Source organism: Sneathiella sp. (assembly GCF_041689005.1).
Taxonomy (GTDB): Bacteria; Pseudomonadota; Alphaproteobacteria; order Sneathiellales; family Sneathiellaceae; genus Sneathiella.
The window spans coordinates 1-26269 of the sequence record NZ_JBDNHC010000069.1 but is presented as its reverse complement, the minus strand read 5'-3'; the positions used below and the strand labels follow the sequence as shown (position 1 = coordinate 26269).

The following is a 26269-nucleotide window of genomic DNA, read 5'->3' as shown; positions in this document are numbered from 1 at the left end:
GACAATTGAATGGTCTGATGGTGACCCAGTGCAGTCATAGACTATTTCTCACCAGATGGCTTCCAACAACGCCGCATTCTTTCGCCCAACTAAACCTTGAACTTCTCGATGGGATAATTCCGGATGGATGCGACGGGCTTCTTTCAGGGCTGACGCGGCCTCTGACTGTCGTTCGGCACGCATCAGAAGAGCGGCCAAAATCACTCTGGAGTTTTGGGAACTGCTGTCAACGCGACAAGCATTTCGTGCTTCTTCGATACCATTTTCCAATTTGCCATGGCGGCTTAACGCCAATGCAAATATGCCACGCCAAAATGCTTGCCTACTATCGCGCGGTGACAACTCTAAACCATGACGAATGAACTCTACTGCATTCCCAATCTTACCGGAGGCAAAAAACGAAGAGCCCAAAGCGACCATTGCCTGGGCATTGCTTGGGTCCAGATCAAGCGCCTGTTCCAATATTTCGATGCCGCGGTTGGGAAACCCAAGATCTGTCAGGGCACAACCTGCATAGCCAAGTACTTCTGAGTTACCGTTGTCCAACGCCAGCGCCCTATCGGCGGCGGCTAAGGCTTCGTCTGGTTCGCTGACATAGCCAACAAGATGTCCGAGCGCCAATAATAGAGACAGGCCCGCGTAAGCTGGCGCGAACTGTTCATCCAGTGCGATTGAACGACGATAAAGTTCAGCTGCTGCCGTAAAGGTTTCTTTGCGCCAACCTTTTACCGCAAGCAACCCGGATGCCTTTTGATAATAGGTCCACGCATTGAAGTCCGAAAGTGGCCGGCGCTGTATTCGCTCAAATTCCATGCGGGTCAATTCCGGCAACAGATTGGACACGATGGCAGAGATAATCTCGTCCTGCAATTCGTAGATCGTATCTGACGGATGATCAAAATGCTTGGACCAAATATGTTGCCCGGTTTCTGTATCTATCAACTGGGCGGTAACCCGGAACAGCTTCCCAACCGGTCTTAGACTGCCTGCGATGGCGTATCGTACATTCAACGCACGACCAACTTCGCTTATATCCAGATCTTCTCCTTTGAACGAAAAGGAGGAGTTTCGTGCGACGACAAAAAAGTCGGGAACACGGGCCAGCAATGTCGTTAAGTCTTCGCTCAATCCATCCGCTAAATATTCATGTTCTGGATCGGCTGACATACAGTTCAACGGCAAGACTGCGATGGAAGGCTTATCGGAAAGAGCTGGAGCAACTTGTTGTGCCGCCGTTAGTTCACTTCCCACCGGCCAGTTCCAGACCGCAACAGGTCGGGCGATGTTTTTCAATTCATGCTGTTTGCCACCGCCAAATTTCGCGGCCGCCCTACCGTCCAAGCTGTGGTGCGCGGTGTCGGAGATCAGCACCTGCCCAGGTTTGGCCAGAGCCTCCAATCGGGCCGCGACATTGATCCCGTCGCCATAGACATCGTCGTCCTGAAACATAACATCGCCGCTGTGGATACCGACGCGCATACGTATGATCTCGTGCTTGGCTAGGCTTTCCTGCACCTCGATGGCAGATGCCACTGCGTCATAAACGTTTGGGTATTCAACAATCCAGCCATCACCCATACGCTTGATGACGTTGCCGCCATGGCTGGCGACCACCGGCTCAAAAAGATCATGGCGCAGTTCGCCTAAGGCAGCAAGCATACGTGCTTCATCCTCGCCCATAAGACGGGAGTAATCGACCACATCAGCGATCAATATGGCGGCTAGCCTGCGTTCCATAATGACAGTTCTCCCTTTGGAAGAATACTATCTGAACTATTGAGAAATACTAGAAGAGATGACGGTGGCTTTTGGCTATTAGCAGGCTTCAGCTATCGGTGATCCCACATATCACATCCACACAGCATGCCGACGCGTCGTCATTCTGTCGGTGGTTCGTTACTGCCCCTGGGCACCATTTTTCGAGGGTCCGTTTCGGGCACATAGGTTACGTTTTATATCGGAGACATAGGTAACACTTTTGGCCCGAATGGGTTTTGAAGCGGCTCCATCCAGCCTGCTTGCCCATCTTCACTCCTTAACGGCTACGATGAACCAAAAATCCTCTCTTATGCAAATTCAATATTCTGTCCCATGAATGCTGACGGGGAACACCGGTACCGCAGAAATGCACCTGCATACTAGATAAAACACTCACTGATACCCATCTATCAAATATCCCTTGGTTTACGGAGAATGATAATGACTGATTATCGTAAAACTTCCGAAGCGGTTTCAAAATTAACGCAGGAGCAATACCGTGTAACACAAGAAAGTGGCACTGAACTTCCGGGAACGGGGGTGCTTTTGGATAACAAGGAGCCAGGCATCTATGTCGATGTTGTGTCAGGCGAACCTTTATTCGCATCATCAGACAAGTTTGACTCCGGATGCGGATGGCCGAGCTTCACAAAGCCTATCAAGAAGACATATATAAACGAACTCCGCGATACCAGCCATGGCGCCGAACGAACCGAAGTGCGATCCACTCATGGCGACAGTCATCTCGGGCATGTCTTTACCGACGGTCCTCTTGACCGCGGAGGGTTACGCTATTGTATTAATTCAGCCTCGCTACGCTTCATCCACCGTGATGAAATGCAGACTGAGGGCTACAAGGAATATATTGATCAGGTGGAGGAGGTCGCATGACACAAGAACGTGCAGTATTGGCCGGAGGCTGTTTCTGGGGTATGCAGGATCTTATCCGGAAGCGTCCGGGCATCATTTCTACTCGCGTCGGATACACCGGCGGGGAAGTACGGAATGCGACGTATCGCAATCACGGCAATCACGCTGAAGCCATTGAGATCGTGTATGATCCTGACAAAGTCAGTTATCGGGATCTCCTGGAGTTCTTTTTTCAGATTCATGATCCGACGACAGCAAACCGGCAAGGTGGCGACATTGGTGTCAGCTATCGCTCCGCCATCTTCTACACGAGCGATGATCAGCGAAAAGTGGCAGAAGATACAATTACCGATGTTGAAGCTTCGGGCCTGTGGCCTGGAAAGGTGATGACAGAGGTAGAATCTGTGGGAGACTTTTGGGAAGCGGAGCCAGAGCATCAGGATTATCTCGAGCGAATTCCGAAAGGCTATACCTGCCATTTTGTTCGGTCCGGCTGGAAATTGCCGCATCGAACTGGCGCTAAAATTACGGTTTGACCTAAATCGACTTTAAGCGAAGTTGGTAACAGCCATGGGAAAATACGCCCCTGGGCACCATTTCTTCAAGTATTTTCAAAGCAGGCCAGGACAGTAAAAGATACTGTCCCTAACGCCCCATCCAACCGCCATCCACCGTTACAATTGATCCGTTTAAGTAATCCGACGCCGGCGAAGCGAGAAAGACCACTGTACCTGCAATATCCTCAACCTCACCCCATCGGTTGGCCGGGATACGCCCGAGGATCGCTTTATAGCGCTCAGGATCATCCTGCAACTCCTGAGTAACATCGGTTCGAATATACCCCGGCGCAATTGCATTCACATTGACGCCCTTACTGGCCCATTCGTTTGATAATGCCATCGTCAGCTGCCCGATCGCGCCCTTACTTGCAGCGTAACCTGGAACATTCAAGCCACCCTGGAATGTCAGGACCGAGGCGGTGAAGATGATTTTTCCCGATCCACGTTCCACCATTTCCTTGCCAAATTCCCGCGAAAGCACAAACGGAGCATTCAGATTAATTTCAATCACCTCATCCCAAATTTCATCCCGATGGTCGACGGCAGGCGCTCGCCTGACTGTTCCGGCATTATTAACCAATATATCAATTCGCGGATTGTCAGATTTCGCTCGGCCAATAAATCCATACAGCGCATTTCGATTACTAAAATCGCAGGCATATCCTTTGAATTTTCGACCTGTTGCTTGAACTGCTTGCTCTACCGCACTTCCGTACTCTTCCAGCGACGAACTCACACAGATAATATCAGCCCCGGCCTCTGCCAGTGCAACAGCCATGGCCTTGCCAATCCCGCGACTGGACCCTGTCACCAACGCTGTTTTACCATCAAGTTTGAACTTTTCCAGAATGCCCATATATGAAATCTCCTTGCAGCCATATTTCAAGTCTTATCGCTTCCGATAAATATTTAGCCGATCGACTCATCAATCGATCACAGTAGTCAATCTACGACAAAATTAAACCATGTTTTATGCAAGTACCTCTGTCACTCGGCAAAGACGTTATCGATCTTTGAAAATAGGCGCGAAACCAACAGCAATAAACATTTCGAGCGCAAAAGAGAGTATTCATCACGTTGGTGTCCTGCTGACGTGCTATCAGTCTGTCGGTGGTTCGTTGCCGCCTCTGGGCACCCCTTTTTCATTATTCTTACTAAGATTTCATGATAGCTTACTGGCCTAGAAGTCGGGATCATCGTTATCCGAAGTTGAAGCTTCACGATAGAGGTTTGTTGCTTCCGGTGACAGGTTGGCTGTAAGTGCAACAGCCGTGATTTGATTTTGGGCGCGAGATTGACCGCTCCAAAGCCGAAAAAGCGCTGTTACAACCGTTAATGCTGAAATCGTAGCGAGCAAATAGAAAAGCCCTTCGGGCCCATATTGCGAGATAGCAAAGGCCCCAAGTGTCGGGCCAAAGGTCATGCCAACGGCCAGAACTAATACTAGGGTACTGCTGGCGGTAACTACCTGCCCGGGTTTTAGATGATCGTTCATATGCGCCATACAGATGGAATAGAGCGGCAAGGTGAGGCCGCCGAGTATAGTGACCATCGCGTAGAGTAGTAGGTAGTTCTCTGATGGATTGTCCAGCATTGCGAGGAAGAAACACACCGGGATTGCGAGGCCCGGGGCACCGACGATGACTAAACGTCTGTCTATTCGGTCAGATAGCTTAGCCAGTGGGAACTGAAATAATACACCACCCAAAGTAATAAATCCGATCAGACCACCAATGGCGCCACTGGATAGTCCAATGGCGCTACCGTAAATGGCGAGAGCGACGTAGAGCGCTGTTTGCGAGATGCCATTGAGAAAGCTTCCGGTCAAGCCCATTGGAGACAGCCGGAACAGCTCCAATAGCGAAATTCGTTCAGGTAATTCATAGGGCGGGGTCGCGCTGGCGGAAATCAGCATGGGAACGAGTGAAAATGAGATCAGAATTGAGACGACGATAAAAAGCAGAATACCTTCTGGGGTGGAGAGGTTGAGCAGCATTTGCCCAATCATTACGCCACCAGTTTGAATGACGAAGTAGACTGACAGTAAACTAGCACGGCTTTCGTTGTTTGTGCTGCCGTTCAGCCAGCTTTCGGCGACGATATACAGGCCTGAAAAGCAGAAGCCTGTCAGCAAGCGTAATCCCCCCCAACTCCAGGGGTCAAAAGTGACGAGATGGACGAGCGCCACACCGCTGCATATTGAGGCTAGAGCCGCAAATATACGAATATGCCCAACCCGGATAATCAATTTGGGTGCGATCAGGCAGCCGAGCAAAGACCCGACAGGATAGGCAGACTGCATCAGTCCAATCGCTGACTCGCTGAAACCTAACTCCCCTGCACGCAATGTCAGTAGGGTTACCAATAATCCGTTGCTGACCATTAGAAAGATCATACCTGTGAATAGTGGCCAGGACGATCGCACTGCAGCCCACATTCTAATGCTCCCTTTATTGTAAACTTGAATTAAGGTTAGTAGAATCAATGCCGCGCAGACAGTGAATATTCATCTACAGGCTTGCTTCTGCTGTGTAGAAATTTGTCATAAGATCGTTTCAATTGTCCCGGAAATAATACACTGAACCATGCTTAGTTCCGCAAAGGCAATTCCAGACACTAGCTGACTTTACGAAGCTAACAAAACGATGATTTCAGTGACAGCATTCAGGTCATCCATGTGCTCTGCCAAGTTGTCTGACTTATGCCCGTACCCACAATGGCCGGGCCGGAGCCATGGAAAAACCAAAAAGAGAACTAATCTTGGAATTGAAATACTCTGCGAACGACAATCTATTTTCCCGTCCCACAGAAGATACTCTTGGTGGCCGTATTAAAACTGCGCGTGACGCATGTCACCTCACGGTCGCGCAACTGGCGCGGCGCATCAATGTCTTGTCAAAAACATTGCGGAGTTGGGAAAGAGACTGTTCCAAACCTCACTCCGATAACCTGCAAATGCTCGCCCATAAATTGGACGTGCTTTTGATATGGTTGCTCGGAGATGACGACACGTTTGCCAAGTCACTAATGTCTCAGTTGGGTCAAATTCAAAAGTTTTTGGTGCTCTGAAATCACTTTCGCTTTGCCACACTTTACAGACATTTTCACCCAACAAGTCGGCTTACAGCCCAAAAACGGAAGAAGTTGAATGATCCTGATTTGGCCTCAAAAGTGCTATAAGCGTTAGAAAATTGCTGATTTGGTTATAGTTTCATGTTTAGCCAAAAGCGGTTATTGGAAACGTTGTGTTTAATGAGCGGTTCATTGATCAACATCATTGATGGAGGCGCAGAACTGGGCTATCGTTTTCGACAGGCTCCAATCAGGGAGATTCTGTGAATAATTTCAAAACATATAACCGTATTGCCCGGCTCTATGATTTACTGGACCTACCTTTTGAATATGGTCGTTACCGGCCTTTGCGCCGAGTATTGTTTAGCAGATTGAGTGGCACTCTGCTCGACGCCGGGGTCGGTACGGGACGTAATTTCCCCTTCTACCCAGACGGCTCCAGGGTAACAGGCATTGATCTCAGTCCGGCAATGCTTAAGCGCGCCCGACTACGCAAGCACAAGCTTGGCACAGAGATCGATCTGGCCGAAATGAACGTTATAAAAATGGAATTTGCCGACGACAGTTTTGACGGCATCATCTCGACTTTTCTTTTTTGCGTGCTTGATGCGGACCACCAGCAGCCCGCTCTGGAAGAACTACGGCGCGTCTGCCGCCCCGATGGTACGATCCTTATTCTGGAATATGTCTTGCCGGAAAGCCCATTGCCGCGGTTCATCATGAAACTTTGGGCGCCTTGGGTGCGATTTGCCTATGGCGCAGAGTTTGACCGTCATACGGAGCAGTATCTGGAAGCCGCCGGATTGGAACTGGTGAGTAAGGAATTCCTGTATAAGGACATCATTAAATTATTGACGGTACGACCAGACGCTTCCGGGCGGCCTCGGAATTAGCCCCAAGCTAATAGTGGCCTCGTTGGTCCCGCACATTTTGTTCGGCGTATTTCTTTGGGAGCTTTACTGGGCCACGTTTATGCGGTCGGACATAAAAGAGTGAGACCACTAAGGTCCTCAAATATAGGAGCGCCACTTTTTAGGCCGCAATGGCCAATCGGCTGACGCGTTCCGACTATAACTCTAGGTCGTCAAACAGTGTTCGGCGCAATTTTTCTTGGAGAGTCATAATGAGCAGGACCAAGTTTTCCCGCTCGACGCTCGACCATCCCACCGTCACGCTGCCGTCTTTCCACAGAACGCTAACCGCGACGTCCTGGATTTCACCAATATTTTCAAGCCCACTTTCGAAAATTTCCACCGGTGTCGTGCCATACAGGCTTTCGATCTTTGCCATTTTTCGTCTCTCAATTATGCCCACACGGTCATGCGGTGGACCGTTTCAGCGCCTCGCTAACTGTTATTGGCGCCGAACGCTGGTATTAGGCCTAGGATTAGCGTTGCTCCACATTGATTTTGATCAAGTGTTCCTTGGCGTTTCCATCACAATTTGTTGAACTTGAGCGCCGTCTGCGCGACAGATAGGCAGGGGTGGCATTGCGTGGCTAAACAATTGGCTGAGGCTCATAGCGGTACTTTTGAGATCAAGAGCACAAAGAATTTGGAACCAAGTTTACTGTAATTTTCCCCACCGAACGGCTTATAGAATTATCGTCGAAAAAATCTAACCCGGAAATTGCGACTTCCAATTTGGTTCATTGACGCCCATACGGTAAATGGCTGCTTGGGGTCAAATTCGGCCCTTTTGACCAAGCCCGAATGACTTCCATTTAGCCCCTGATAACGGACATTAATGTTATTCTTTAACTAGCTGGACGTGATAAAGCCCGTAACGCTACTTCTTGAGATCACCTTTCGCGATTAGCTTCGCCAGATCCTGTGCCCCGCCCACCAGCATGCCCTTCACGAACACCATTGGCAGGGTTGGCCAGCCGGTCCACATCTTGAGCGCAAGACGGCGGCGCCACTTGCTGAAGTAGCTCCCATATTCAAGATACGTGTACTTGAGGTCGGCGGCGTCGAGCATTTTGCAGGCCTTCTTGGGATAAGGATTCTGCCGCATTCCGACCACAACGATGTCGTTGGCGGCGATGGCCGCCTTCACTTCAGCAATATCGTCTGCACCGACGTTATCGACGGCATCGCGGATGGCTAGGTGAATGAGAGAATCGTTGAGCGTATTGCGAGGCATAGGGATTCCTTACTTGATGGAGGGCTGTAGTTTGAGCTATTGCCAAAAGAGATGCCTTAACTCTTGAATTAAGCGGCGGTCAGATCAACCTCAATCATATACCAATTAAGACACTAAGTAACTTGGATCCAGCGACCTATCGATAAAAATGTTAGCGATATTCCTGAATTCCTTCCTTAAGTTCGCGCATACTGATTGCATTGGGGTGATCACCTCTTAACCGAAAAGATGTCGGTTTGTAGTCATTTGTAGACATCTGTCGTCGTTGGAAATTAGGGCCGCTATTAGTTCAAAAGCAATTTCTAACGAAGATAGCCCTAAGCAACAAAGTGGCGGAGGGTTGGTGACAATCCGCCGCATTTTTCCAATGTAATTATATCAAGGGGTTAGAGCTAAGTTACCTCCTTGCATTGATTAATCCTGTACCAGTTTTCTGTACCAGTTCAGCGGATTTGAAATTGATTGCAAATAACTCTGTTACTTTTGATATGAAATGCCATGAATGATTGACTGAGAGAACACAAAGCTCTCCCTTAGTTCACAGAACGCTGAGGCCGCATGTTTGAAACGTGTCGGAAGCCATAACTTAATACGCCATTGCCATTTCTTTTGACAGCGCCTGTTTGGCAACAAAGGGAGAGGCCATGGCACGGATCAAGGCGCTATAGTTAAGTTGGAACGTAATTTCAGCACCAATTAGGAGATGAACTCGACCAGAATCCACGATAAGATGATCGCTACTCGAACCGAGAATTTTGAACCCGAATGGCGGCACTAATGCTTCTGGATCGGTATCCATATGTCCCACGGCAAAGATGGCCTGGGAAATGCTTCCGCTATCGGGCGTTGGGATTGCTCCCCCAAAGGCGGTTTGTGCGATTTCACCCCATGGCTGCGATGGTTTGATCTTTGACTCGATCACTTCTGCGACGAGTGTTATAGCATCAGTGTAGAGCCCCTCGATCGGCTGGCGATTTAGGGGCTCGCAGCCGAGCAGAATGGCTTCGCCAAGGCGTAGGTTATTGATCCGGCCGGTATCGGCACCTCCCAGCACCCAATCAAGGTTACTCGAATTTCCGCCAGAGACAATAGAGAGAATGGGTCCGAAAGTTGCATCTATCGCATTCGCGAGTACTGATAATTCCGACATATTTGCAGCATCTGGCACAACACCGCAACGACAGGCCAGATTAGTTCCAATCCCTTTGAGGATAATGTTTGGGAAGCTAAGTGTCTGGCGCACGACATTTTCAAGATCAGCAGGCATGATGCCCTCCCGCAAATCCCCAAGCTCGACCATCAACAGCACCCCATGCGTCCGCCCCTGCGCTTGTGCGGCTTTTGAAAGTTCCGAGATGACGTCAAGTTCTGTGTTCAGGCTGGTGTCTGTATCTCTTACGATTACGGGTGCCTGGCTGATCATTGGCGAGCGGATGAGTGTTATGTCCGCATTTACCCCCGAACGGCGCATGGTCTGGATATTCTCAATACGCGAGTCTGCCAGCCCGCTTACCCCCGCCGCCAATAACTCTCTAGCAACGCTTGGCAGGCCCAGTACAGCTTTGGTCACCGCGGAAACGGAGATGCCCCGACAGCTAAGTAAATTGACCAGAAATCGAGCATTATGGTGGATTTTGGAGAGATCAATTTCGAGACGCGGGGTGGTCAATTGATCATGCCGGCCGACTTCTTTCTAAGCTCAGGGAATGATGCAAGAACCATCTCTACCAAATGAGCCGGCGATCTTGTCAGTGCATCGGTTACTGGAATACCAAGCTCCTTTTCAAAAGAGATGATCGCTGTGTCAACGTCGACACCAGTCATGTTCTCATGGTTGATTGTAAGGCCAATGACTTTTGTATCAGAAAAGGTCTCGATCAGATTAACCTCACTGGCAGGTGTTGGCATCGGCATTTTCTCAAAGTCGCAGCGGTTAGCGCGTCCGGGAGCATGCTGGAGTACAACGCCATCTGGACAGGCGCCTCGCAGGATGAAAGATGATGTTGAAAAAGCCGGATGACTGAGCGCGCCCTGACCCTCAACAATTATGATATCCGGGTTTTCTGCTTCGAAAGCCTCAACAATAGTGGCTTCCAATTCACCGGAGCAAAACTGAGATGGGACCGCGTCAAGCGCTATGCCGTATCGCGCGCCTTGAATTAAACCTGTTTGACCTGTGCCAACAATTACCGTCTTCACACCATACTCGTTCAGGGCCTGTGTCAGAATGGTCGCTGTTGTACGCTTGCCTATGGCGCAATCCGTGCCAAGCACAGCAATTCGGCGGCAGGTGACGTCCGATATTTTGCCGCTGAACGTGCGTAGATTTTTTTTGTCGCGTGGTTTGCGAATATCCAGAATAGTGACGTTGTTGGAAAGGCAGGCCGCTGCAAATTCTGGGTCGTCGTTGAGAAATTCATGCAGGCCATTCACAATGTTTATGCCACGGTTCATAGCATCGAGTGCGAGACTACGCTCATATGCCGATAACATTCCGCTTGATGGCGCCATTCCGAATATAAAATACCCGGGCAGTTTCTTAGCAATTGCCAGTGCTTCGTCGAGATCCCGGCAAATGGGTATGTCGTTGGGCGCGTCTCCGAGTACTACACCGGCGTCAAGTCCGGCCTTTTCACTATCAATAACCGAAAGAATTTCATATTTCTCCGAGTGCCGGATCAATCCGTTGGCTGTCTTGCCATCAATGCCTCCGAAATTGCCTTCGCAATATACGATTGCGGTGTTTGTCTTTCTAGGAATGTTACGACCCGGCACCTTGTTGGCCGATCCTGCATTCTTAATGATAGCGGATTGATTTTTGTGACTGGGCAATCTCGGTTGCACTAGTTGGGGCAGGGAAGACATATTAGTTCCTTGAAGGTCACTTGGCGCCAACGACGGGATCGTGCTAGCAAAGCAACTATGGTTCGTGGGCATGTTAAAGAAAGCGATTGCGATAGACTGCACTTATGATCGCGGGGTTACCGTGCATATGTTCGCTGGGATTACATGAAGAGAGCGTTTCCAACTCTCCCCGAGGAGGCGCGGCGTACCGCGTCTCGAGTGTGTTCGTTAATGGATTTTATCCATGCATGACTTGAGAAGCCCTGCTGGATTAAAAAAGCTAGATATTTTCCGCTAACGCGCTCTGACAGGCTTCTGCCAGCGCACGATCCGGCTTTTCAGCCCCAAGCGGGGTCGCCCAACCAGCATCCTCGACGATTCCACGCCGATTATAGCTACTGGCCTCGTTAAACTTAGCTAGCACATCGATTGAATTGGGGTCATTTTTGGAATTCTGTAAACAATATGGCATAAGTGCTGTCGCAACTGCCGATGTGGAATTCTCGTTCGACATTTTATTAGCCGAATTTTCTGTCGTCCAGCCACCCCAGTTAAATCCTACAATAGCCAACGCGATAGCGCCCGCGCCCATAAGCGCAGGTTTCGTCCATATAGGAATTTGCATTATTGAGTCCGATCTGTATCAGGACAGGCACGCATTATCGCGTGCAGGAGATGCTTTTATAGCACAGTATCCTAAATTTCTTGCACAGTTTATCCGCGGCGCTCTCATACTCAATTTATTGGGCGACATTAATTTTCTGATTTTTTTTATTATCTACCGTTTTTTTTAGGCATCTAGCCGATGTTGTCATGTCTGGATGGCGCTCCTATGGCAAGGTAAAAATGTGATGTTTTCTGGCGGCTGGGTGCAGTCATGTCTCCGGCCTTTAAACGCGGCTTTTATCTTACAACCGCTGGCCCTGATGTTTTTCGCTGGAACCGGTCCCTATCAGACTATCGCGCTTGAGTGGCGCAAGACAGCACCTCGGGTTTTTCAGTCCTGACGATTTCCATTTCGCCTTTGTTTCACATCATCACGTAATCACTCCGCCAACTGTAATGCCCAATAGGGGCAAATACTAAATATTACTTTCCCTTAAATTCTTTGTGAGGAAGCTTCCTTGAACATCGGGTTGTATGTCGTCTTTTGTGCCATAACCACCCTGTCCGTCATCAGAACATTTGTCAGTGATGGCTGTTTAATTGAGGTGAGTGTTTGGCCTCATCAGTTGGTTAATATTAGGCGGCAAGCTTGCGGTGGTGCAAGCGCCGTTGTTCGATTGTCTTTCGTTTGATCCTTTCTCGTTTGTTTAAAATGGCCTATGCCCTGCCGAAGTAGGCATCTGCCGGGGTTACGTTGTTAAGGCTCTCATGATAGCGCTGGTGGTTATAATGTTCGACGAACGCCTCAAGCTGCGCTTTCAGATCACCGGGCAGATAATAGTTTTCCAGCAGGATGCGGTTTTTGAGGGTCTGGTGCCAGCGCTCGATCTTGCCCTGGGTCTGGGGATGGAACGGTGCGCCGCGTACATGGCTCATCTTCCTGTCACTGAGCCAGTCGGCTAACTCGCCAGCAACATAGCTTGGTCCATTGTCGCTCAGCAGTCGGGGTTTATGAAGCACATTGGCTTGATCACAGCCTGATGCTTGCAGCGCGAGTTTCAACGTGTCGGTGACATCTTCGGCTTTCATTGTCGTGCAAAGCTTCCAGGAGATGATGTAGCGGGAATAATCATCGAGGATGGTGGATAGGTACATCCATCCCCAACCGATGATCTTCAGGTAAGTAAAATCCGTCTGCCACATCTCGTTGGGCCGTGTCGTTTTGTCTTTAAACTCATTGGCTGCTTTGATCACCACAAAGGCCGGGCTGGTAATCAGGTCGTGAGCCTTCAGGAGCCGGTAAACACTGGCCTCCGCCTTGGTGTCGGTGAACGTCACCGCCAATTCCCTGGGCGATAACTCAGAGCGTTCCAACGCCAGCTCAATGATCTGATCATGCACTTTTTGAGGGATGCGGTTCCACACTCGGTTTGGGCGTGATGGCTTGTCAGCCAGTGCCTCAGGGCCACCTTCCAGATACCGATCATACCAGCGATAAAAGGTCCGGGGCACGATACCTAGATGTCCCAGTGTTTTGCGTGCTGGCAAATGGGATTGCTCAACGATCCTGATAATCTCCAGCTTCTCTGATGCAGGATATCTCATTCTTCTTCTCCCCCATCCCCGATCATGCTTTTTTTGAGATGGCGCATCTCCAGCGTTTGCTCCGCGACAACCTCCTTCAGATTACGCGCTTGCGCGCGCAACTCACGCACCTCATCGCTATTAGCAGCACGGGCCGTGTCCCCAGAAAGATGGCGTTTGCCAGCCTCCATAAAGTCTTTCGACCATTTGTAATAGACGCCCTGTGCAATGCCCTCACGGCGGCACAGCTCGGCGATGCTATCATCGCCGCGCAAACCTTCCAGCACGATCCGTATCTTTTCTTCCGCACCGTACTGCTTGCGGGTTGCTCTGCGAATGTCCTTCACCACATGCTCAGCAGATGGCTTGGAATGTTTCTGTTTTGGTTTCATCTTCGTTCCTTTGTCACTACGATGAAACCAAAACACTCACTTATTTACAACACTATTTCTGTGACATAGGTGCTGACGGGGAACATTTCTCCATTTATCTTCACAAATATTTCGTCCAGGTGCCATCGCCAGTTGGAATGATTCCGGGAAGGATGAAGTCGCTTCTTTCGGATCTCGCGCGTAAGCAGTGGACCAAATCTGTTCCATCAATAGCGAATGGTTTTGTGGCTGATATCGATGCCACGTTCGTGGAGTAAATCTTCAACGTTACGAAGCGAAAGCGGAAATCTGACATACATCATCACAGCCAGGCGGATGATCTCAGGTGAGGTTTTGAAATACCGGAAGGGGTTCTTTTTTATCATGCGCGGAGGCTAGTCCACGAGTAAATGGCCATCAAGCTATTTTCTTCTGACAAAGCCCCCCTACGTTTTAACTGCCGAAATGCGTGATGCCGTATAGAATGAACCCGGCGATAAAGATGGTCTCGACTACAATCAGTATAATTGCCTGACCGCCGACGCCCACGATACCCTTGAGGGACGTTTTCATGCCGACCGCAGCAATCGAGACCAACAACGCCCATTTCGAAAGATCGGACAGGAATGCCTGCACGAAGGATGGGATCAGGCCGAAAGAGTTGATTGCCGCCAACAGCAGAAACATGAGAATGAAAAACGGCATGAGAGGGGGGCGTTTACCGTCAATATCCTCGTCGTTCTCCGCATAGGTGCGGATAACGAGGGAAAAGATCAGGACGACAGGTGCCAACATTGTCACGCGGATCAATTTCACAAGCGTTGCAGTCTCGCCTGTTTCATTACTCACCGAAAAACCGGCACCGACAACCTGTGCCACATCATGGATGGTGCCCCCAATGAAGACTCCCGTCGCACGGTTGTCGAGACCAAACGCTGCCGAAATAATCGGATAGGCGACCATCGCCAGCGTGGACAATAAAGTCACACTCAGGACCGTAAAAATCAAGTTGCGCTCGGAATGCTCGTTCTTGGGCAGGACTGCGGCAATGGCCATCGCGGCAGATGCCCCGCAGATGGCAACAGATCCACCGGTCAAGAGTGCAAAACGCCAGCCCCGGCCCAGCAGCTTGGCCCCGATGAGGCCTACTAGGATCGTGAGAATAACGCCAGCAACAACCAGGCCAATCAATCTCGGCCCCAATCCGATCAGCAGTTCCACGCTAATACGCGCGCCCAACAGTGCAACTCCGATACGCAACACGGTACGGGATGTAAGTGCGATGCCGGGAACGCACCGGCCTTCTTCGGCAAGGAAGTGAAATGCGATGCCCAGGAGCAACGCCATCAACATGGCCGGAGCGCCATAGTGGTCGGACAGGAATTGTGCCGCTGCTGCTACAACAACGGAAACGGCAAATCCGGGACTGTTCTTAGTTAGAAAGACCTGGATGCGACCAAGGAAGTCGCCGGGTGGAACCAATGGGGAAGTGATAGGACTATTTCTCCTTGACCGCACGCCATTTTCTTGACGTTGCACGGCGAATACAGGTGGTGGAATTTCAAGCCAGATAAGCGCTTTCTGGATGAGCGAGCGAGACACCATCCAAAAACAACAGGGCGTAGCTCTTCAGCGCATCGCAGAGGCGATCGGCGCTATGAAGATCATTTGTTGTATCATCGGCTTTCAGCGTGTTGCCATTCAGTGGACGGTTCACGAAGTCCGACGACGCATCGACGGCCTGCAGGACTTCTGCGACTGTGATCCGTTGGGCTGGTCTGGCGAGGATGTAGCCGCCACCGGCTCCATGTTGTGCAACAACGAGCCCGGCATTGCGCAACTGCGCCATCAGGCTCTCGGGGTAGGACAAGGATCGATTGATCCATTCGGCAAGCCGCCACGTGTTGTACGGTTTGTCTCTATTCTTTATTGCAAGGAGAACCAGTATCTCGACGCCCATGTGAGCTTTGCTGCTGATTTTCATCTTCTCAGACCTTCGTCATTAAGTGGCTATATAGTTTCGATACAGAATAATTTTATTATTGATTCGAAATTAACGTGTTGTCAATATAGTTTGTATTGGCTACTAATATTACAGTTAGTAGAGATCGGACAAGGAGTTTAAAATGGACAGCCGCGTGATCGCCGAACTGGTTTTGCATCTCGGGCGAATTACGTCAGGCGATGGCCTAGTGGGTGGACTGACCCCGGGCCAGTGGGCCATTCTTAGGTATTTAGCTAGCGCCAATCGCTTTTCGCGGACGCCGTCAGCGTTCGCTGCGTTTCACGGCACGACCCGCGGCACGGCCTCCCAGGCCATCAAGAGCCTGGTGGCGCAGGGCTATCTAAAACAGACCCGATCCAGGACCGATGGTCGCAGCGTGCGACTGGATATTACGAATAAAGCTAGGGCTATAATAGCCAAAGACCCGCTCGAAGCCCTGGTGCAGGCCGCGGACGCCCTTCCCCCCGGCGTCCGCGGTCATTTTTCCAATGGCCTTCAGCGCCTGCTGGGGCACGTCGCCTCGGCGACAAACAAGCCGCTTTTCGGAACGTGCAACACCTGCAGACATCTCAAAGGCGATGGCTGCTGTAAGGAAGGGCTCCCGACCTACATATGCGGATTCCTTAGCGAATCGCTTGCCGAAGAAGAGCTGGACGAGCTATGCATCAACTTCGCGCCCGACAAGCCATTGTCGCCACGAACACCTAGTGTCGGGCGCGCATAGGGATGAACCGGCTTTCCTCCTCAGCCGTCAGCTATGCGGGCGGTAACATTACAGTCGACGCGGATGCGCTTGCACCCAAGCTTGGCCTCTCCGCCGAAGCTTTGAAGGAGAAGATGGCTAAGGGGCTCGTCACCAGCGTAGCAGAGTCCGGCGTCGAAGAGGACTTAGGGCGCATGCGTCTCACTTTCTACTATCGAGCACGGGTTTGGCGCGTGGTCCTGGAGCCTGATGGGACGCTCGCCGATGATCCAGTGACGGCCATTAAGCCAAAGCCCGCGAAGGATTATTTTAGTCTACTCGATCTGGCGAGGGATGCATCGTGACGACCATGGCCAAAACTATTGCCCCGACGGCGATCCATGCGTTAGCCCCGCGAGTGCGAGCGCATCTTCACAGAATTGCCAGACAGGCGACACCAATCACCTATAAGGCAATCGCCGACGCCCTAGAGCTTACACCACCGAACACAATCCATCAGGTTTCGGAAGCGCTTGAGCACTTGATGCGAGAAGATGCGGCGAACAGCCATCCATTTATCGCAGCGCTTGTGATCAGTAAGGCGCGCGGCGGATTGCCAGCCCCAGGCTTTTTCGATGCCGCGCATAGGCTTGGACGCTTCGATGGCCACTCTTCAGGACGGGAAGCATGGACGTTTCACGGTATGGAGTTCGCCGCGGTGGTCGCATTCTGGCGTGGCGCGGACTCCACAGAGACGGATCACGTCGCACCGAGTGCAGGCGATATCTCCGTCATCGGCGATACGGCGATCTCCCATGACACGGCTGGCGCTCGGCTGATCACCGTCACGCATACCCCACCAAAAAATGACACTGTGGGTCGTTGCGCCGAACAAACGCCGACGACAGACGAAGGACATACAGCATGAACGCCGATCTGATGAAATCATTTAAAAGAGGAGATTTGACGCATGTTCATTCAAACTGAAGAGACCCCGAATCCGGCAACGCTCAAGTTCTTACCGGGCCAGTCTGTGATGGAAAGCGGCACAGCCAATTTCCCGACCCTTGAAGAAGCAGCGGCGTCGCCCCTGGCAAGTCGCTTATACGAGATCGACGGCGTCACCGGCGCATTCTTCGGCGCTGACTTTATCACAGTCACCAAGGCCGACGACAGAGATTGGGAATGGCTCAAACCGCAGGTGTTCGGCGCTATCATGGAGCACTTTACCGCTGGCGCACCGCTGTTCATTGACGGCTACACAGTTTCGGCGCATGCGACGTCCAACGAGGAGGACGAGTTCGTCACTCAGATCAAGGAGCTGCTCGATACGCGCGTGCGGCCGGCCGTCGCTCAGGACGGCGGCGATATCCTCTTTCACAGCTTTGAGAGCGGCGGCGTCTACCTGCATATGCAGGGCTCCTGCTCGGGCTGTCCGAGTTCGACGGCAACACTGAAATCGGGCATCGAGAATATGCTGCGCCACTACATCTCTGAAGTGATCGAAGTGCGGCCGGTATGACGCAAAGGACGTGCGTATATAATGAACTGAACTGCGCAACCTTGTTCCATTACGATGAACGTCTTGGTCTGCGTGAAGCTGCCCCGTCGGATAGCATGTTTATGGACTCAAGCAATGTTTAGATGCCTGGCCGCGACGACGAACGGCACCAGCGAATAGGTGGGAAGGACCAGATGCAACAAACAAATTATGATATCAGCGTTCATAAACTCGCGGAGATGCGGACCGACAGGGCCGCGCACACGGTGCTCGATATTCGGGAATCGGAGGAATTGGCTGTCTGCGACATCAGCGGCAGCGTCACGATCCCCATGCATCAGGTTCCCGACGAACTTAAAACGTTGTCCCGTGAACGTCCGCTGATCGTTATCTGCCACCATGGGATGCGCAGCGCCATGGTGACGGACTTTCTTCGCAAGAACGGATTTAACGATGCCTGGAACCTGACCGGCGGGATCGACGCTTGGTCCCGCCATATAGAACCGGATATGCCGCGCTACTAAGGAGAAGATCAATATGGATGCGATGACAGCACCGCTTAGGTTTGCCCAAGCCCGCCATACTGTGACTGCGCCGCATCAGGGACTCTATGAGATCACTGGGGATATCCAGGCGTGGCTCGGAGCACAGAACGTGACAGCGGGGCTGTTGACCCTCTATCTGCGCCACACCTCCGCATCGCTTCTCATTCAGGAAAACTATGACCTGGACGTGCTGCGCGATTTAGAGGACTTCTTCGCCGCACAGGCGCCGGAAGACACTTCGCTTTACCGACACATCGCCGAGGGTGCCGACGACATGCCCGCCCACATCAAGGGTGCACTCACGCAGACGCACCTTGCCATCCCGGTTTGCGATCGCGCCCTACTGCTGGGACGTTACCAGGGCATCTTCCTGTTCGAGCATCGGCGGACACCAAGAGCACGCGAAATCATTCTCCATGTAGAGGGCCAATGATGGCGCAGCGCCCGTTATCCATCACCCAAAAAGGCACGACGAAACAATGACCCATTTCGACAGAGCCCAAACAGCGCCAACTATTCATCCGACGTACCCGGCAAAGATCTCGTCGCATCCGGAAGCACCCATGATTGACCCATTCGGGCGAACGATTACCTATCTCCGGGTTTCCGTGACCGATCGCTGCGACTTTCGCTGCGTCTACTGCATGTGAGAACGCCGGAGCAATAATCCACCAGTGGTAAACTTTCTGCTTTTGCAGAGGGCGGGGATGAAGCAAGTGGAATTGTATGGTCGCGTACGCTATGCGGTAAAGATTCAAGGTATGAGCCGCCGCGAAGCCGCACGGTTGTTTGGCATTGACCGGCGCACGGTTGATAAGATGTTGGCGTTCTCGACCCCTCCTGGGTGTCGCCGCAAGAAGGCGCCGGACCGGCCCAAGCTTGATCCGTTTGTCGGTATTATCGATCAGATTCTTGAGGACGACACCAAGCGCTTGAAGAAGCAGCGGCATACTTCCAAGCGGATCTTTGAGCGCCTTCGTGATGAGTATGACTTTGCTGCCCGGCAACGTCAGCGAGAAATGTACGTGCCGTTGAACCATTTTCCGGGGCATGCCCAGGCAGATTTTGGTGAGGCGGATGCGACCATCGCCGGTGTTGAGTATCGGGCTCATTATTTTGTCATGACTCTTCCCTGGTGCGATATCGGAATAATAACTATTCGGTGCCCGTTGCCTTCGGCCATCAGGAAGTCTGGATCCGTGGCTATGTCCATGAGGTCATCATCGGCTGCGCCAGTGAGGAGATCGCCGGTCATAATCGTTCCTGCGACCGGGAGGATCTGATCTTCAACCCGATCCATTATCTGCCTTTGCTGTTGAAAAAAGCCGGTGCTCTGACACGGCTGCATGCAAGCAGAGCTTCCAGCCAGATGGAACGGTCTCTTTCTTTCTCCTGGACCAGAGCAGGACGGTTCGAGCCCCATGCACTAGCAGCTTCCTCAAGTAGTCCTCTCCGCGTTTCGATATCCGCCCGAGACGCCATTGCATCTCCTTCTCAAGGGCGGCGGAGCAGCCTTTAACCTCCGGCGTGAAAAGTAGGGTTTCTAGCCCATCCTATAAGGGCTTAAATCAATGCAGGTATAAGTGCTGAAAATATCAGCGACGATTTACGGATAGGGCGCAGTTTTTCGGGGTGCAAAACTTATACCTTCTCCCCAAGCCACGCCTTTCAATCCAATGTATAAGGCTCCATGCCTTTTCCAGAATATTCTAGCGCCGAGCCCCAGAGATCAAGTCAATTGTTCCTAGGACTTCGATCAAGAAGCGACAAGGATTTCATATATGCCCTGAAAGCGCCTAGGGAGTCGCGCAGAGCCACCTAGAGGATCTTTGGCTATCCATTTGCGCCAAATCCGCCTTAGAGCTCGCCAGCAAGACTCTGCGGGCGTTTATGAGATACCGGCGCTCTTCAGGTAGCCTTTGAGACCTTCCTCTTTGGCACCGGCGTCTTGAGATGTTAATGCTCTTTTTGATCAACCTCGGCAGCAAAGTGTCAGTGATGGAACGCTTTGGTTATAAACTCTGACTATGATCTTCTCAGTCTTTAGCATCAGGAGATTTTCAGAATCTGCCGCGGCTCCCCCTGTTTCTCCAAAACGATCCGATAACCTTCCCTGTCAGCGGAGGCGACTACATTTGCAAGATTAATTCCTCTGCGCAGCGCTTCCGCATGAGTTTCTGTATGCAAACCGCACATAAGCTGATCAAGGGCTTTTATTTGATCCCCGGTAAACCGAAAAATCACTTGCTTGCCGAACATATCATTGCCCCTCTAGGATCTCTGCACTACGCCTAATCGTAAGTTCTCATAGATTCAATATAGCAGGCAACTCCAAATAAGTAACTTGCACATCTCATGTATTATGCTCGATAGCCTGACCTGTTTTATCGCAAACGACATCTTTAGGGCACCTCTAAAAATACCCACACTGAACTTTGATCTGATAGAATCCCGTTAGCACGGCGTTGTGATCAAAGGGATAGAATATGAGCCAGCTTGGATTTTTTGATGTTTCTAATCGCTATGCTGGCTTGGATGCCAAAAATGATCCGCTGCTGAAAATAGACGGCATCGTCCCGTGGGAAGAGTTTCGTTCTCATCTTGAGGCGGTCTGGCGCAAGCCGGCCAATCAACGCAAATCATCGGCGGGTCGCAAGCCATGGGATGCGGTGGTGATGTTCAAGGCAATCGTGCTCTGTGCGCTTTATAATTTGTCAGACGATCAGGTGGAATACCAAATTCGCGACCGGCTTTCCTTCGTTCGGTTTTTAGGATTAGGCCTTGAGGACAAAGTCCCCGATGCCAAGACGGTGTGGTTGTATCGAGAGCAGTTGGCGCAAGCTGGCATGATCGCGACGGTGTTCGAGACCTTCGACAGCTATTTGAAAGACCGGGGTTATCTGGCGATGGGTGGGCAGATCGTCGATGCCTCCATCGTCTCCGTCCCCACCCAGCATAACAAGCGTGATGAGAATGCAAAGATCAAAGCCGGAGAGACACCGAAGGACTGGGTGGATAAACCGGCCAAATTCCGCCAGAAAGATACGGATGCCCGGTGGACCAAGAAGCATGGCAAGAGTCACTACGGTTATAAGAACCATATCAATGTGGACCGTCGGCATAAGCTGGTGCGTTGTTATCATGTGACGAATGCTTCGGTGCATGACAGCCAAGCCCTTGAGGCGGTCCTTGACGCAGACGACACAGCATCCGATGTGTGGGCCGACAGCGCCTACCGGTCCGCGGGCATTGAAAAGATACTGAAAGAAAAAGGCCTGTCGAGCCGCATCCACGACAAGGGCCACCGGAACAAACCTCTGAGCAAACGACAGGAGCAAGGTAACAAAACCCGCTCAAAGGTCCGCGTTCGTGTGGAGCATATCTTCGGAGCTCAAAGCAACGACATGGGTGGCACACAGGTACGCAGCATCGGGATCATCCGCGCCAAGGCGCGTATCGGGCTCAAGAACCTGGCTTACAATATGCGCCGCCTGGTTCAGTTGGAACACTTAGCCACAGCACCACCATGACCACACCCAGGGGCGGACTCTGCCTGAAACAGCGGTTCAGATGGCAATGCCCCGCTGGGACGCTGAAAAAGCCGATGAATCTTGGCAAAAACGCTTCGTATCGGGCCTGATTCAATCTACCATCGCCGAAATGAGGTATTATTCGAGGTGCCCTAGGGAATAGCAGTTATAGTCAATGACGGCCACACTTCTTGACTGTGGCTCGTTAAGCCAGGTAAATAAACTCGGATAGATAATCACGGGAGAGATGGACATATAATGTAAAATGCCAACCACCAACCCATTAATGGCTAACCGATTAAAACTAAAGCAGTATGACGGTATAAGCAATACTTATTTATTAAGGGCATCTCTAAAAATGCCCCCTGCTTTTTTTAATCTGCTAGAATCACGATAGCACAACGTTTTGATTAGGGTAGACAGACAATGAGCCAGCTTGGATTTTTTGATATTGCTAATCGGTATGCTGGCTTGGATGCCAAAAATGATCCGCTGTTAAAGATAGACAGCGTCGTCCCGTGGGAAGACTTTCGGTCACAGCTTGAAGCGGTTTGGCGCAAACCGTCTAACAAGCGCAAGTCATCTGCAGGGCGCAAGCCGTGGGATGCTGTCGTGATGTTTAAAACGATTGTGCTCTGTGCCCTTTATAATTTGTCAGACGATCAGGTGGAGTATCAAATTCGTGACCGGCTTTCCTTTGTTCGGTTTCCAGGGTTAGGCCTTGAGGATAAAGTAGCCGATGCCAAAACGGTGTACCTGTACCGAGAGCAGTTGGCGCAGGCCGGTATGATCACGACGGTGTTCGAGACCTTCGACAGCTATTTAAAAGATCGCGGTTATCTGACGATGGGCGGGCAGATCATCGACGCATCAATCGTCTCCGTTTCCACACAGCACAACAAGCGTGATGAGAATACAAGGATCAAGGCCGGTGAGACGCCGGAGTGCTGGGTTGAAAAACCGGCCAGGTTCCGCCAGAAAGACACGGATGCGCGGTGGACCAAGAAACATGGCAAAAGCCATTTTGGTTACAAGAACCATATCAACGTGGATCGTCGGCATAAACGGGTTCGGCGCTACCATGTGACAGATGCTTCCGTGCACGACAGCCAAGCTATTGATGAGATCCTCGATGCGAACAACACCGCATCAGACGTCTGGGCCGACAGCGCCTACCGCTCGGCTCAGATTGAAGAGATGCTGGCGGATAAAGGCCTGACGAGCCGCATCCATCGCAAGGGCCACAGGAACAAGCCTCTGAGCAAACGCGAAGAGCAGGGCAACAAGACCCGCTCAAAAGTCCGTGTTCGCGTGGAGCATATTTTTGGCTCTCAAAGCAACGAGATGGGTGGCACGTTGGTGCGTAGTATCGGGATTGTTTGCGCCAAGGCCCGCATCGGGCTCAAGAACCTGACGTACAATATGCGCCGTCTGGTACAGTTAGAGCTGTTGGCCGTCGCGCCGCCATGACCGTATCAGGGCCGGACTCTGCCTAAAACGGCAGTTTTACCGAGCAATCAGCCCATTGGAGCATGGATTACCATGAAGCCATCATAAAGTGGCTTCATATGGGGCCGAAGTCGGTCTAAACTTTACGGAAAAGGGCATTGTTCGAGCTGCCCTTGAGATAGAGATCAAGGTGACAAAGGAAATGCATATGGATATTTACAATGGCGAAAACCATCATCTTGCTTCTCGGAATTGGGATACTGTCAGGATGTGCTAACAGCTATCAAGCAAACGACCCTAAAGCCCCAGCAACCAAGATCTCTGCAAACAGCAAATTCTATGTCATGCAGCCGAAAGACGGAGATTATGGCAATACCCATTATGCCGGGTCAGGAAGGATGACGAGTGCGGCTGTGGCGGCTGAACTTAGCAAGCGGGGAAGCGAGGTTGTTATCGCAGAAACTGCTGAGACCATAGAAGCAGCTAGAATAAAAGCGAACACTAGACCTGTTGCAAAAGTCTGTGGGATTCACAAGGAATCTGTTCTGTGGTTCAATGATGAAAGAGCATTGGAGGCTCTTTCATCATGACAAAGTTTAACGCATCCAGACCCTGTCCCGCATTTTATGTAAGTGCCGGGTTTACATGTACTCGGTTAATCGATCTTCGAAGTCAATCATAAAACGATTGAGCGCCATTTTCCAGTTTCTTATCGGCATGGTCCATTTTTTGGAGGCATCCTGAATAGCCAGATAAATCACCTTCCTGGCTGCATCATCGGTGGGGAACAGTTTCCGCTTTTTGATGGCCTTGCGAATGATGCTGTTGAGGGGTTCAATGGCGTTTGTCGTGTAGATGGCTTTGCGAATATCATCGGGATAGATAAACAGCGTGCTCAGGTTATCCCAGTGGTTCCGCCACGAACGGCTGATTTGAGGGTATTTATCATCCCAGCGATCCGCGAACTGATCCAGAGCCCGCAAGGCTTCCTCTTCGTTAATCGCACGATAGATACGTTTTAAATCCGCCGTTACGGCCTTGTAATCTTTCCACGGCACATATTTAACTGAATTTCGAACCATATGAACGATACAGAGCTGAACCTGTGTCTGGGGAAAGGCCGTATTAATCGCATCAGGGAAGCCCTTCAGGCCATCAACGCAGGCAATCAGAATATCCCGGATGCCCCGGTTTTGCAGCTCGGTCAGCACGCTCAGCCAGAATTTCGATCCTTCGTTTTCTGACAGCCAAAGGCCCAGCAGCTCTTTGTGGCCTTCCATATTAACCCCTAGAGCCAGATAAACCGCCTTGTTGATCACCCGCTTGTCCTGACGAATTTTAACCACAATGCAATCGAGATAGACAATCGGGTAAATGCTATCAAGCGGACGTGATTGCCATTCAATGATCTGCTCAATCACGGCATCGGTAACCCGGCTGATCAGGCTGATCGAGATGTCGGCATCATACATTTCCTTGAAGGTAGCGACAATCTCACGGGTGGTCATGCCCTTGGCATACAGGCTTGGAATCTTGTCATCCATAGAGGTGAAACGGATTTGATGCTTCTTGACCAACTGCGGCTCAAAGCTGCCTTCCCGGTCTCTTGGGGTGTCCAGGTCAAACTGACCATCCTCGGTCCGCAACGTCTTGGCGCTCGTGCCATTGCGGCTGTTGCCATTCTCAGACAGTTCATGCCGCGCATAACCCAGATGCTCATCAAGCTCAGCATTCAACGCCGCCTCAACCGTCACCTTCGTCAGGATCTGTCGGAAATCATCCAGATCCTTCTCGCTCTTAATCCCTTTCGCCGCTTCACGGGCAAAAGCTTCCAGTTCTTTCTTGTCCATAATGTCCTATCCTTGCCTCCAAGAGGTCAATTATAGGCACTTACACAATCTTTGGGACAGGCTCGTTATTTGACGGGTGTCTCCCCTGATATTTTTGTATCTATGACGGATCGTCTGCGGCCTTCGTGGGAACAGCTGTGTCGCCGCAAAAATCGTGCGGGACGTCCTTATGGCGCGGGCGGTCTTGAGGATCATTTGCTTGTAATGCTGATCCTATATCGCTGCCATATAACGCAAGATTTTTTGGGCCTGCTCTACGGCGTAGACAAGGCAACGATCTGCCGTAGCCTGCGACGGATCGAGCCTCTTGCTCGGCGCGTTCTTGGTGTAAAACGAGCGATCCGGGTTTGGGGGGAAGAAGCGCAGGCGCTTTTAATCGACGCAACGGAGCAGCCCGTACAGCGCCCGCAGCGTAAGCAAAAATGCTGGTATTCCGGCAAAAAGAAACGCCACAGCATCAAGAACGAAATCATCACCACTGAAAAGGGCCAGATCGTTTCCGTATCGAAGTCCGCTCCCGGAACGGTGCATGATATAATGATCCGAAGACGTGGCCCACCTCTGCCGGAAAACACCCGTGTATACGTTGATAGCGGCTACCAAGGCTATCAGGACGACCACCCCGCCATAGACATCCCCTATAAAAAACCAAGAAAAGGAAAGCTCTCGATCGAGGAAAAAGAATATAATCACGCCTTGTCCCGTTTTCGCGTGCGCGTCGAACACGCCATCGGCCGCATGAAACGCTTCCGTATCCTCGCCGACAGATATCGCTATCCCCGAAACAGGCACAGCGTAAAGTTCGCCATAATCGCAGGTATCACAAACCTCATGGCAGGCTTCTGAAAGAAAAACACTCAAGAGAAATTGTGCCCTTCTCTCAAACGGGCTACTTTT

The 26269-nt window shown here is 51.1% G+C and carries 25 protein-coding genes and 4 pseudogenes; 15 read left to right on the top strand and 14 right to left on the bottom strand.

Features of this window, described 5'->3' with window-relative positions; all coding sequences use genetic code 11:
- Window positions 1-48: 48 nt before the first annotated feature.
- Window positions 49-1737 carry an adenylate/guanylate cyclase domain-containing protein gene (locus ACESNI_RS07670; protein WP_373085954.1) on the bottom strand — a complete coding sequence of 563 codons (1689 nt, stop codon included), beginning with the start codon at window positions 1735-1737 and terminating at the stop codon, window positions 49-51.
- 462 nt (window positions 1738-2199) lie between these two features.
- On the opposite strand from ACESNI_RS07670, the gene msrB reads away from it, so the two are divergent.
- Window positions 2200-2649 carry a peptide-methionine (R)-S-oxide reductase MsrB gene (msrB, locus tag ACESNI_RS07665; protein ID WP_373085953.1) on the top strand — a complete coding sequence of 150 codons (450 nt, stop codon included), beginning with the start codon at window positions 2200-2202 and terminating at the stop codon, window positions 2647-2649.
- Window positions 2646-3164: a peptide-methionine (S)-S-oxide reductase MsrA gene (gene msrA, locus ACESNI_RS07660; protein ID WP_373085952.1), complete on the top strand. Its 519-nt coding sequence runs from the start codon at window positions 2646-2648 to the stop codon at window positions 3162-3164. The genes msrB and msrA overlap by 4 nt, the downstream gene beginning before the upstream one ends.
- 109 nt (window positions 3165-3273) lie before the next feature.
- Here msrA and ACESNI_RS07655 read toward each other — a convergent pair whose 3' ends face one another.
- Together ACESNI_RS07655 and ACESNI_RS07650 are read right to left on the bottom strand one after the other, a co-directional pair.
- Window positions 3274-4044, bottom strand: a complete 771-nt coding sequence (locus tag ACESNI_RS07655; protein ID WP_373085951.1) for an SDR family oxidoreductase — start codon at window positions 4042-4044, stop codon at window positions 3274-3276.
- A 324-nt stretch (window positions 4045-4368) separates the two neighbouring features.
- Window positions 4369-5625 (bottom strand): MFS transporter, encoded by a 1257-nt coding sequence (locus ACESNI_RS07650; RefSeq protein WP_373085950.1) that lies wholly within the window; start codon window positions 5623-5625, stop codon window positions 4369-4371.
- Between the two features lie 296 nt (window positions 5626-5921).
- On the opposite strand from ACESNI_RS07650, the gene ACESNI_RS07645 reads away from it, so the two are divergent.
- Window positions 5922-6257, top strand: a complete 336-nt coding sequence (locus ACESNI_RS07645; RefSeq protein WP_373085949.1) for a helix-turn-helix domain-containing protein — start codon at window positions 5922-5924, stop codon at window positions 6255-6257.
- Between the two features lie 266 nt (window positions 6258-6523).
- Window positions 6524-7153, top strand: a complete 630-nt coding sequence (locus tag ACESNI_RS07640; RefSeq protein ID WP_373085948.1) for a methyltransferase domain-containing protein — start codon at window positions 6524-6526, stop codon at window positions 7151-7153.
- A gap of 175 nt (window positions 7154-7328) precedes the next feature.
- On the opposite strand, the gene ACESNI_RS07635 is transcribed toward ACESNI_RS07640, so the two are convergent.
- The 9 genes and pseudogenes from ACESNI_RS07635 to ACESNI_RS07595 all read right to left on the bottom strand — a co-directional run bounded on the left by ACESNI_RS07635 (window position 7329) and on the right by ACESNI_RS07595 (window position 15794).
- Window positions 7329-7550, bottom strand: a complete 222-nt coding sequence (locus tag ACESNI_RS07635; RefSeq protein WP_373085947.1) for a hypothetical protein — start codon at window positions 7548-7550, stop codon at window positions 7329-7331.
- A 498-nt stretch (window positions 7551-8048) separates the two neighbouring features.
- The gene (locus ACESNI_RS07630; protein WP_373085946.1) at window positions 8049-8405 is read right to left on the bottom strand and encodes a glutaredoxin; all 357 of its coding nucleotides are present in this window, start codon (window positions 8403-8405) and stop codon (window positions 8049-8051) included.
- Between the two features lie 586 nt (window positions 8406-8991).
- Window positions 8992-10074 (bottom strand): alanine/ornithine racemase family PLP-dependent enzyme, encoded by a 1083-nt coding sequence (locus ACESNI_RS07625; RefSeq protein ID WP_373085945.1) that lies wholly within the window; start codon window positions 10072-10074, stop codon window positions 8992-8994.
- On the bottom strand, window positions 10071-11261 hold the full coding sequence (locus ACESNI_RS07620) for a DUF1611 domain-containing protein (protein WP_373085972.1): 1191 nt from the start codon (window positions 11259-11261) through the stop codon (window positions 10071-10073). Before ACESNI_RS07620 ends, ACESNI_RS07625 begins: the two co-directional genes overlap by 4 nt.
- A 268-nt stretch (window positions 11262-11529) precedes the next feature.
- Window positions 11530-11874 carry a hypothetical protein gene (locus tag ACESNI_RS07615; protein ID WP_373085944.1) on the bottom strand — a complete coding sequence of 115 codons (345 nt, stop codon included), beginning with the start codon at window positions 11872-11874 and terminating at the stop codon, window positions 11530-11532.
- A 617-nt stretch (window positions 11875-12491) separates the two neighbouring features.
- Window positions 12492-13831 (bottom strand): annotated as a pseudogene (locus ACESNI_RS07610) (IS3 family transposase).
- Window positions 13832-14057: 226 nt separating this feature from the next.
- Window positions 14058-14196 (bottom strand): annotated as a pseudogene (locus ACESNI_RS07605) (IS6 family transposase); the annotation flags it as partial.
- Window positions 14197-14263: 67 nt separating this feature from the next.
- A complete protein-coding gene (locus tag ACESNI_RS07600; protein WP_373085971.1) occupies window positions 14264-15292 on the bottom strand; it encodes a YeiH family protein in 1029 nt (342 codons plus the stop codon).
- A gap of 79 nt (window positions 15293-15371) precedes the next feature.
- Complete coding sequence (locus tag ACESNI_RS07595) at window positions 15372-15794, bottom strand: Rrf2 family transcriptional regulator (protein ID WP_373085943.1); 423 nt, start codon at window positions 15792-15794, stop codon at window positions 15372-15374.
- Between the two features lie 142 nt (window positions 15795-15936).
- Here ACESNI_RS07595 and ACESNI_RS07590 point away from each other — a divergent pair, with 142 nt between their 5' ends.
- The 7 genes and pseudogenes from ACESNI_RS07590 to ACESNI_RS07560 form a co-directional block, all read left to right on the top strand.
- On the top strand, window positions 15937-16539 hold the full coding sequence (locus ACESNI_RS07590) for a MarR family winged helix-turn-helix transcriptional regulator (RefSeq protein WP_373085942.1): 603 nt from the start codon (window positions 15937-15939) through the stop codon (window positions 16537-16539).
- A 2-nt stretch (window positions 16540-16541) separates the two neighbouring features.
- Window positions 16542-16862 (top strand): DUF6522 family protein, encoded by a 321-nt coding sequence (locus tag ACESNI_RS07585; RefSeq protein WP_373085941.1) that lies wholly within the window; start codon window positions 16542-16544, stop codon window positions 16860-16862.
- Entirely contained in the window at window positions 16859-17425 is a 567-nt protein-coding gene (locus ACESNI_RS07580; protein WP_373085940.1) for a hypothetical protein, read from the top strand. The genes ACESNI_RS07585 and ACESNI_RS07580 overlap by 4 nt, the downstream gene beginning before the upstream one ends.
- A gap of 42 nt (window positions 17426-17467) precedes the next feature.
- Complete coding sequence (locus tag ACESNI_RS07575) at window positions 17468-18019, top strand: NifU family protein (RefSeq protein ID WP_373085939.1); 552 nt, start codon at window positions 17468-17470, stop codon at window positions 18017-18019.
- Window positions 18020-18192: 173 nt separating this feature from the next.
- Window positions 18193-18522: a rhodanese-like domain-containing protein gene (locus ACESNI_RS07570; protein ID WP_373085938.1), complete on the top strand. Its 330-nt coding sequence runs from the start codon at window positions 18193-18195 to the stop codon at window positions 18520-18522.
- Between the two features lie 13 nt (window positions 18523-18535).
- Entirely contained in the window at window positions 18536-18976 is a 441-nt protein-coding gene (locus ACESNI_RS07565) for a secondary thiamine-phosphate synthase enzyme YjbQ (RefSeq protein WP_373085937.1), read from the top strand.
- A gap of 328 nt (window positions 18977-19304) precedes the next feature.
- Window positions 19305-19876, top strand: a pseudogene (locus tag ACESNI_RS07560) (hypothetical protein); the annotation flags it as partial.
- A 16-nt stretch (window positions 19877-19892) separates the two neighbouring features.
- On the opposite strand, the pseudogene ACESNI_RS07555 reads toward ACESNI_RS07560, so the two are convergent.
- Window positions 19893-20021: pseudogene (locus ACESNI_RS07555) on the bottom strand (transposase); the annotation flags it as partial.
- A gap of 1008 nt (window positions 20022-21029) precedes the next feature.
- On the opposite strand from ACESNI_RS07555, the gene ACESNI_RS07550 reads away from it, so the two are divergent.
- From ACESNI_RS07550 to ACESNI_RS07540, 3 genes are all read left to right on the top strand, one after another.
- Window positions 21030-22073, top strand: coding sequence for an IS5 family transposase (locus tag ACESNI_RS07550; RefSeq protein WP_373085936.1), 1044 nt, complete (start codon window positions 21030-21032; stop codon window positions 22071-22073).
- A gap of 426 nt (window positions 22074-22499) precedes the next feature.
- The gene (locus ACESNI_RS07545) at window positions 22500-23543 is read left to right on the top strand and encodes an IS5 family transposase (RefSeq protein WP_373085935.1); all 1044 of its coding nucleotides are present in this window, start codon (window positions 22500-22502) and stop codon (window positions 23541-23543) included.
- A gap of 200 nt (window positions 23544-23743) precedes the next feature.
- A complete protein-coding gene (locus ACESNI_RS07540) occupies window positions 23744-24112 on the top strand; it encodes a DUF4823 domain-containing protein (protein ID WP_373085934.1) in 369 nt (122 codons plus the stop codon).
- 51 nt (window positions 24113-24163) lie between these two features.
- Here ACESNI_RS07540 and ACESNI_RS07535 read toward each other — a convergent pair whose 3' ends face one another.
- Window positions 24164-25372: an IS256 family transposase gene (locus ACESNI_RS07535; RefSeq protein ID WP_373085933.1), complete on the bottom strand. Its 1209-nt coding sequence runs from the start codon at window positions 25370-25372 to the stop codon at window positions 24164-24166.
- A 102-nt stretch (window positions 25373-25474) separates the two neighbouring features.
- Here ACESNI_RS07535 and ACESNI_RS07530 point away from each other — a divergent pair, with 102 nt between their 5' ends.
- Entirely contained in the window at window positions 25475-26218 is a 744-nt protein-coding gene (locus ACESNI_RS07530) for a transposase family protein (protein WP_373085932.1), read from the top strand.
- Window positions 26219-26269 lie beyond the last annotated feature (51 nt).

Bases quoted from the DNA above. Each gene is read 5' to 3' on its own strand.
- ACESNI_RS07615 (WP_373085944.1), bottom strand. From the start codon at position 11,874: ATGCAAATTCCTATATGGACGAAACCTGCGCTTATGGGCGCGGGCGCT.
- ACESNI_RS07530 (WP_373085932.1), top strand. From the start codon at position 25,475: ATGACGGATCGTCTGCGGCCTTCGTGGGAACAGCTGTGTCGCCGCAAA.
- msrB (WP_373085953.1), top strand. From the start codon at position 2,200: ATGACTGATTATCGTAAAACTTCCGAAGCGGTTTCAAAATTAACGCAG.
- ACESNI_RS07535 (WP_373085933.1), bottom strand. From the start codon at position 25,372: ATGGACAAGAAAGAACTGGAAGCTTTTGCCCGTGAAGCGGCGAAAGGG.
- ACESNI_RS07655 (WP_373085951.1), bottom strand. From the start codon at position 4,044: ATGGGCATTCTGGAAAAGTTCAAACTTGATGGTAAAACAGCGTTGGTG.
- msrA (WP_373085952.1), top strand. From the start codon at position 2,646: ATGACACAAGAACGTGCAGTATTGGCCGGAGGCTGTTTCTGGGGTATG.
- ACESNI_RS07545 (WP_373085935.1), top strand. From the start codon at position 22,500: ATGAGCCAGCTTGGATTTTTTGATATTGCTAATCGGTATGCTGGCTTG.
- ACESNI_RS07590 (WP_373085942.1), top strand. From the start codon at position 15,937: ATGGACAGCCGCGTGATCGCCGAACTGGTTTTGCATCTCGGGCGAATT.
- ACESNI_RS07550 (WP_373085936.1), top strand. From the start codon at position 21,030: ATGAGCCAGCTTGGATTTTTTGATGTTTCTAATCGCTATGCTGGCTTG.
- ACESNI_RS07630 (WP_373085946.1), bottom strand. From the start codon at position 8,405: ATGCCTCGCAATACGCTCAACGATTCTCTCATTCACCTAGCCATCCGC.
- ACESNI_RS07595 (WP_373085943.1), bottom strand. From the start codon at position 15,794: ATGAAAATCAGCAGCAAAGCTCACATGGGCGTCGAGATACTGGTTCTC.
- ACESNI_RS07650 (WP_373085950.1), bottom strand. From the start codon at position 5,625: ATGTGGGCTGCAGTGCGATCGTCCTGGCCACTATTCACAGGTATGATC.
- ACESNI_RS07575 (WP_373085939.1), top strand. From the start codon at position 17,468: ATGTTCATTCAAACTGAAGAGACCCCGAATCCGGCAACGCTCAAGTTC.
- ACESNI_RS07635 (WP_373085947.1), bottom strand. From the start codon at position 7,550: ATGGCAAAGATCGAAAGCCTGTATGGCACGACACCGGTGGAAATTTTC.
- ACESNI_RS07670 (WP_373085954.1), bottom strand. From the start codon at position 1,737: ATGGAACGCAGGCTAGCCGCCATATTGATCGCTGATGTGGTCGATTAC.
- ACESNI_RS07565 (WP_373085937.1), top strand. From the start codon at position 18,536: ATGGATGCGATGACAGCACCGCTTAGGTTTGCCCAAGCCCGCCATACT.
- ACESNI_RS07585 (WP_373085941.1), top strand. From the start codon at position 16,542: ATGAACCGGCTTTCCTCCTCAGCCGTCAGCTATGCGGGCGGTAACATT.
- ACESNI_RS07645 (WP_373085949.1), top strand. From the start codon at position 5,922: ATGGAAAAACCAAAAAGAGAACTAATCTTGGAATTGAAATACTCTGCG.
- ACESNI_RS07540 (WP_373085934.1), top strand. From the start codon at position 23,744: ATGGCGAAAACCATCATCTTGCTTCTCGGAATTGGGATACTGTCAGGA.
- ACESNI_RS07570 (WP_373085938.1), top strand. From the start codon at position 18,193: ATGCAACAAACAAATTATGATATCAGCGTTCATAAACTCGCGGAGATG.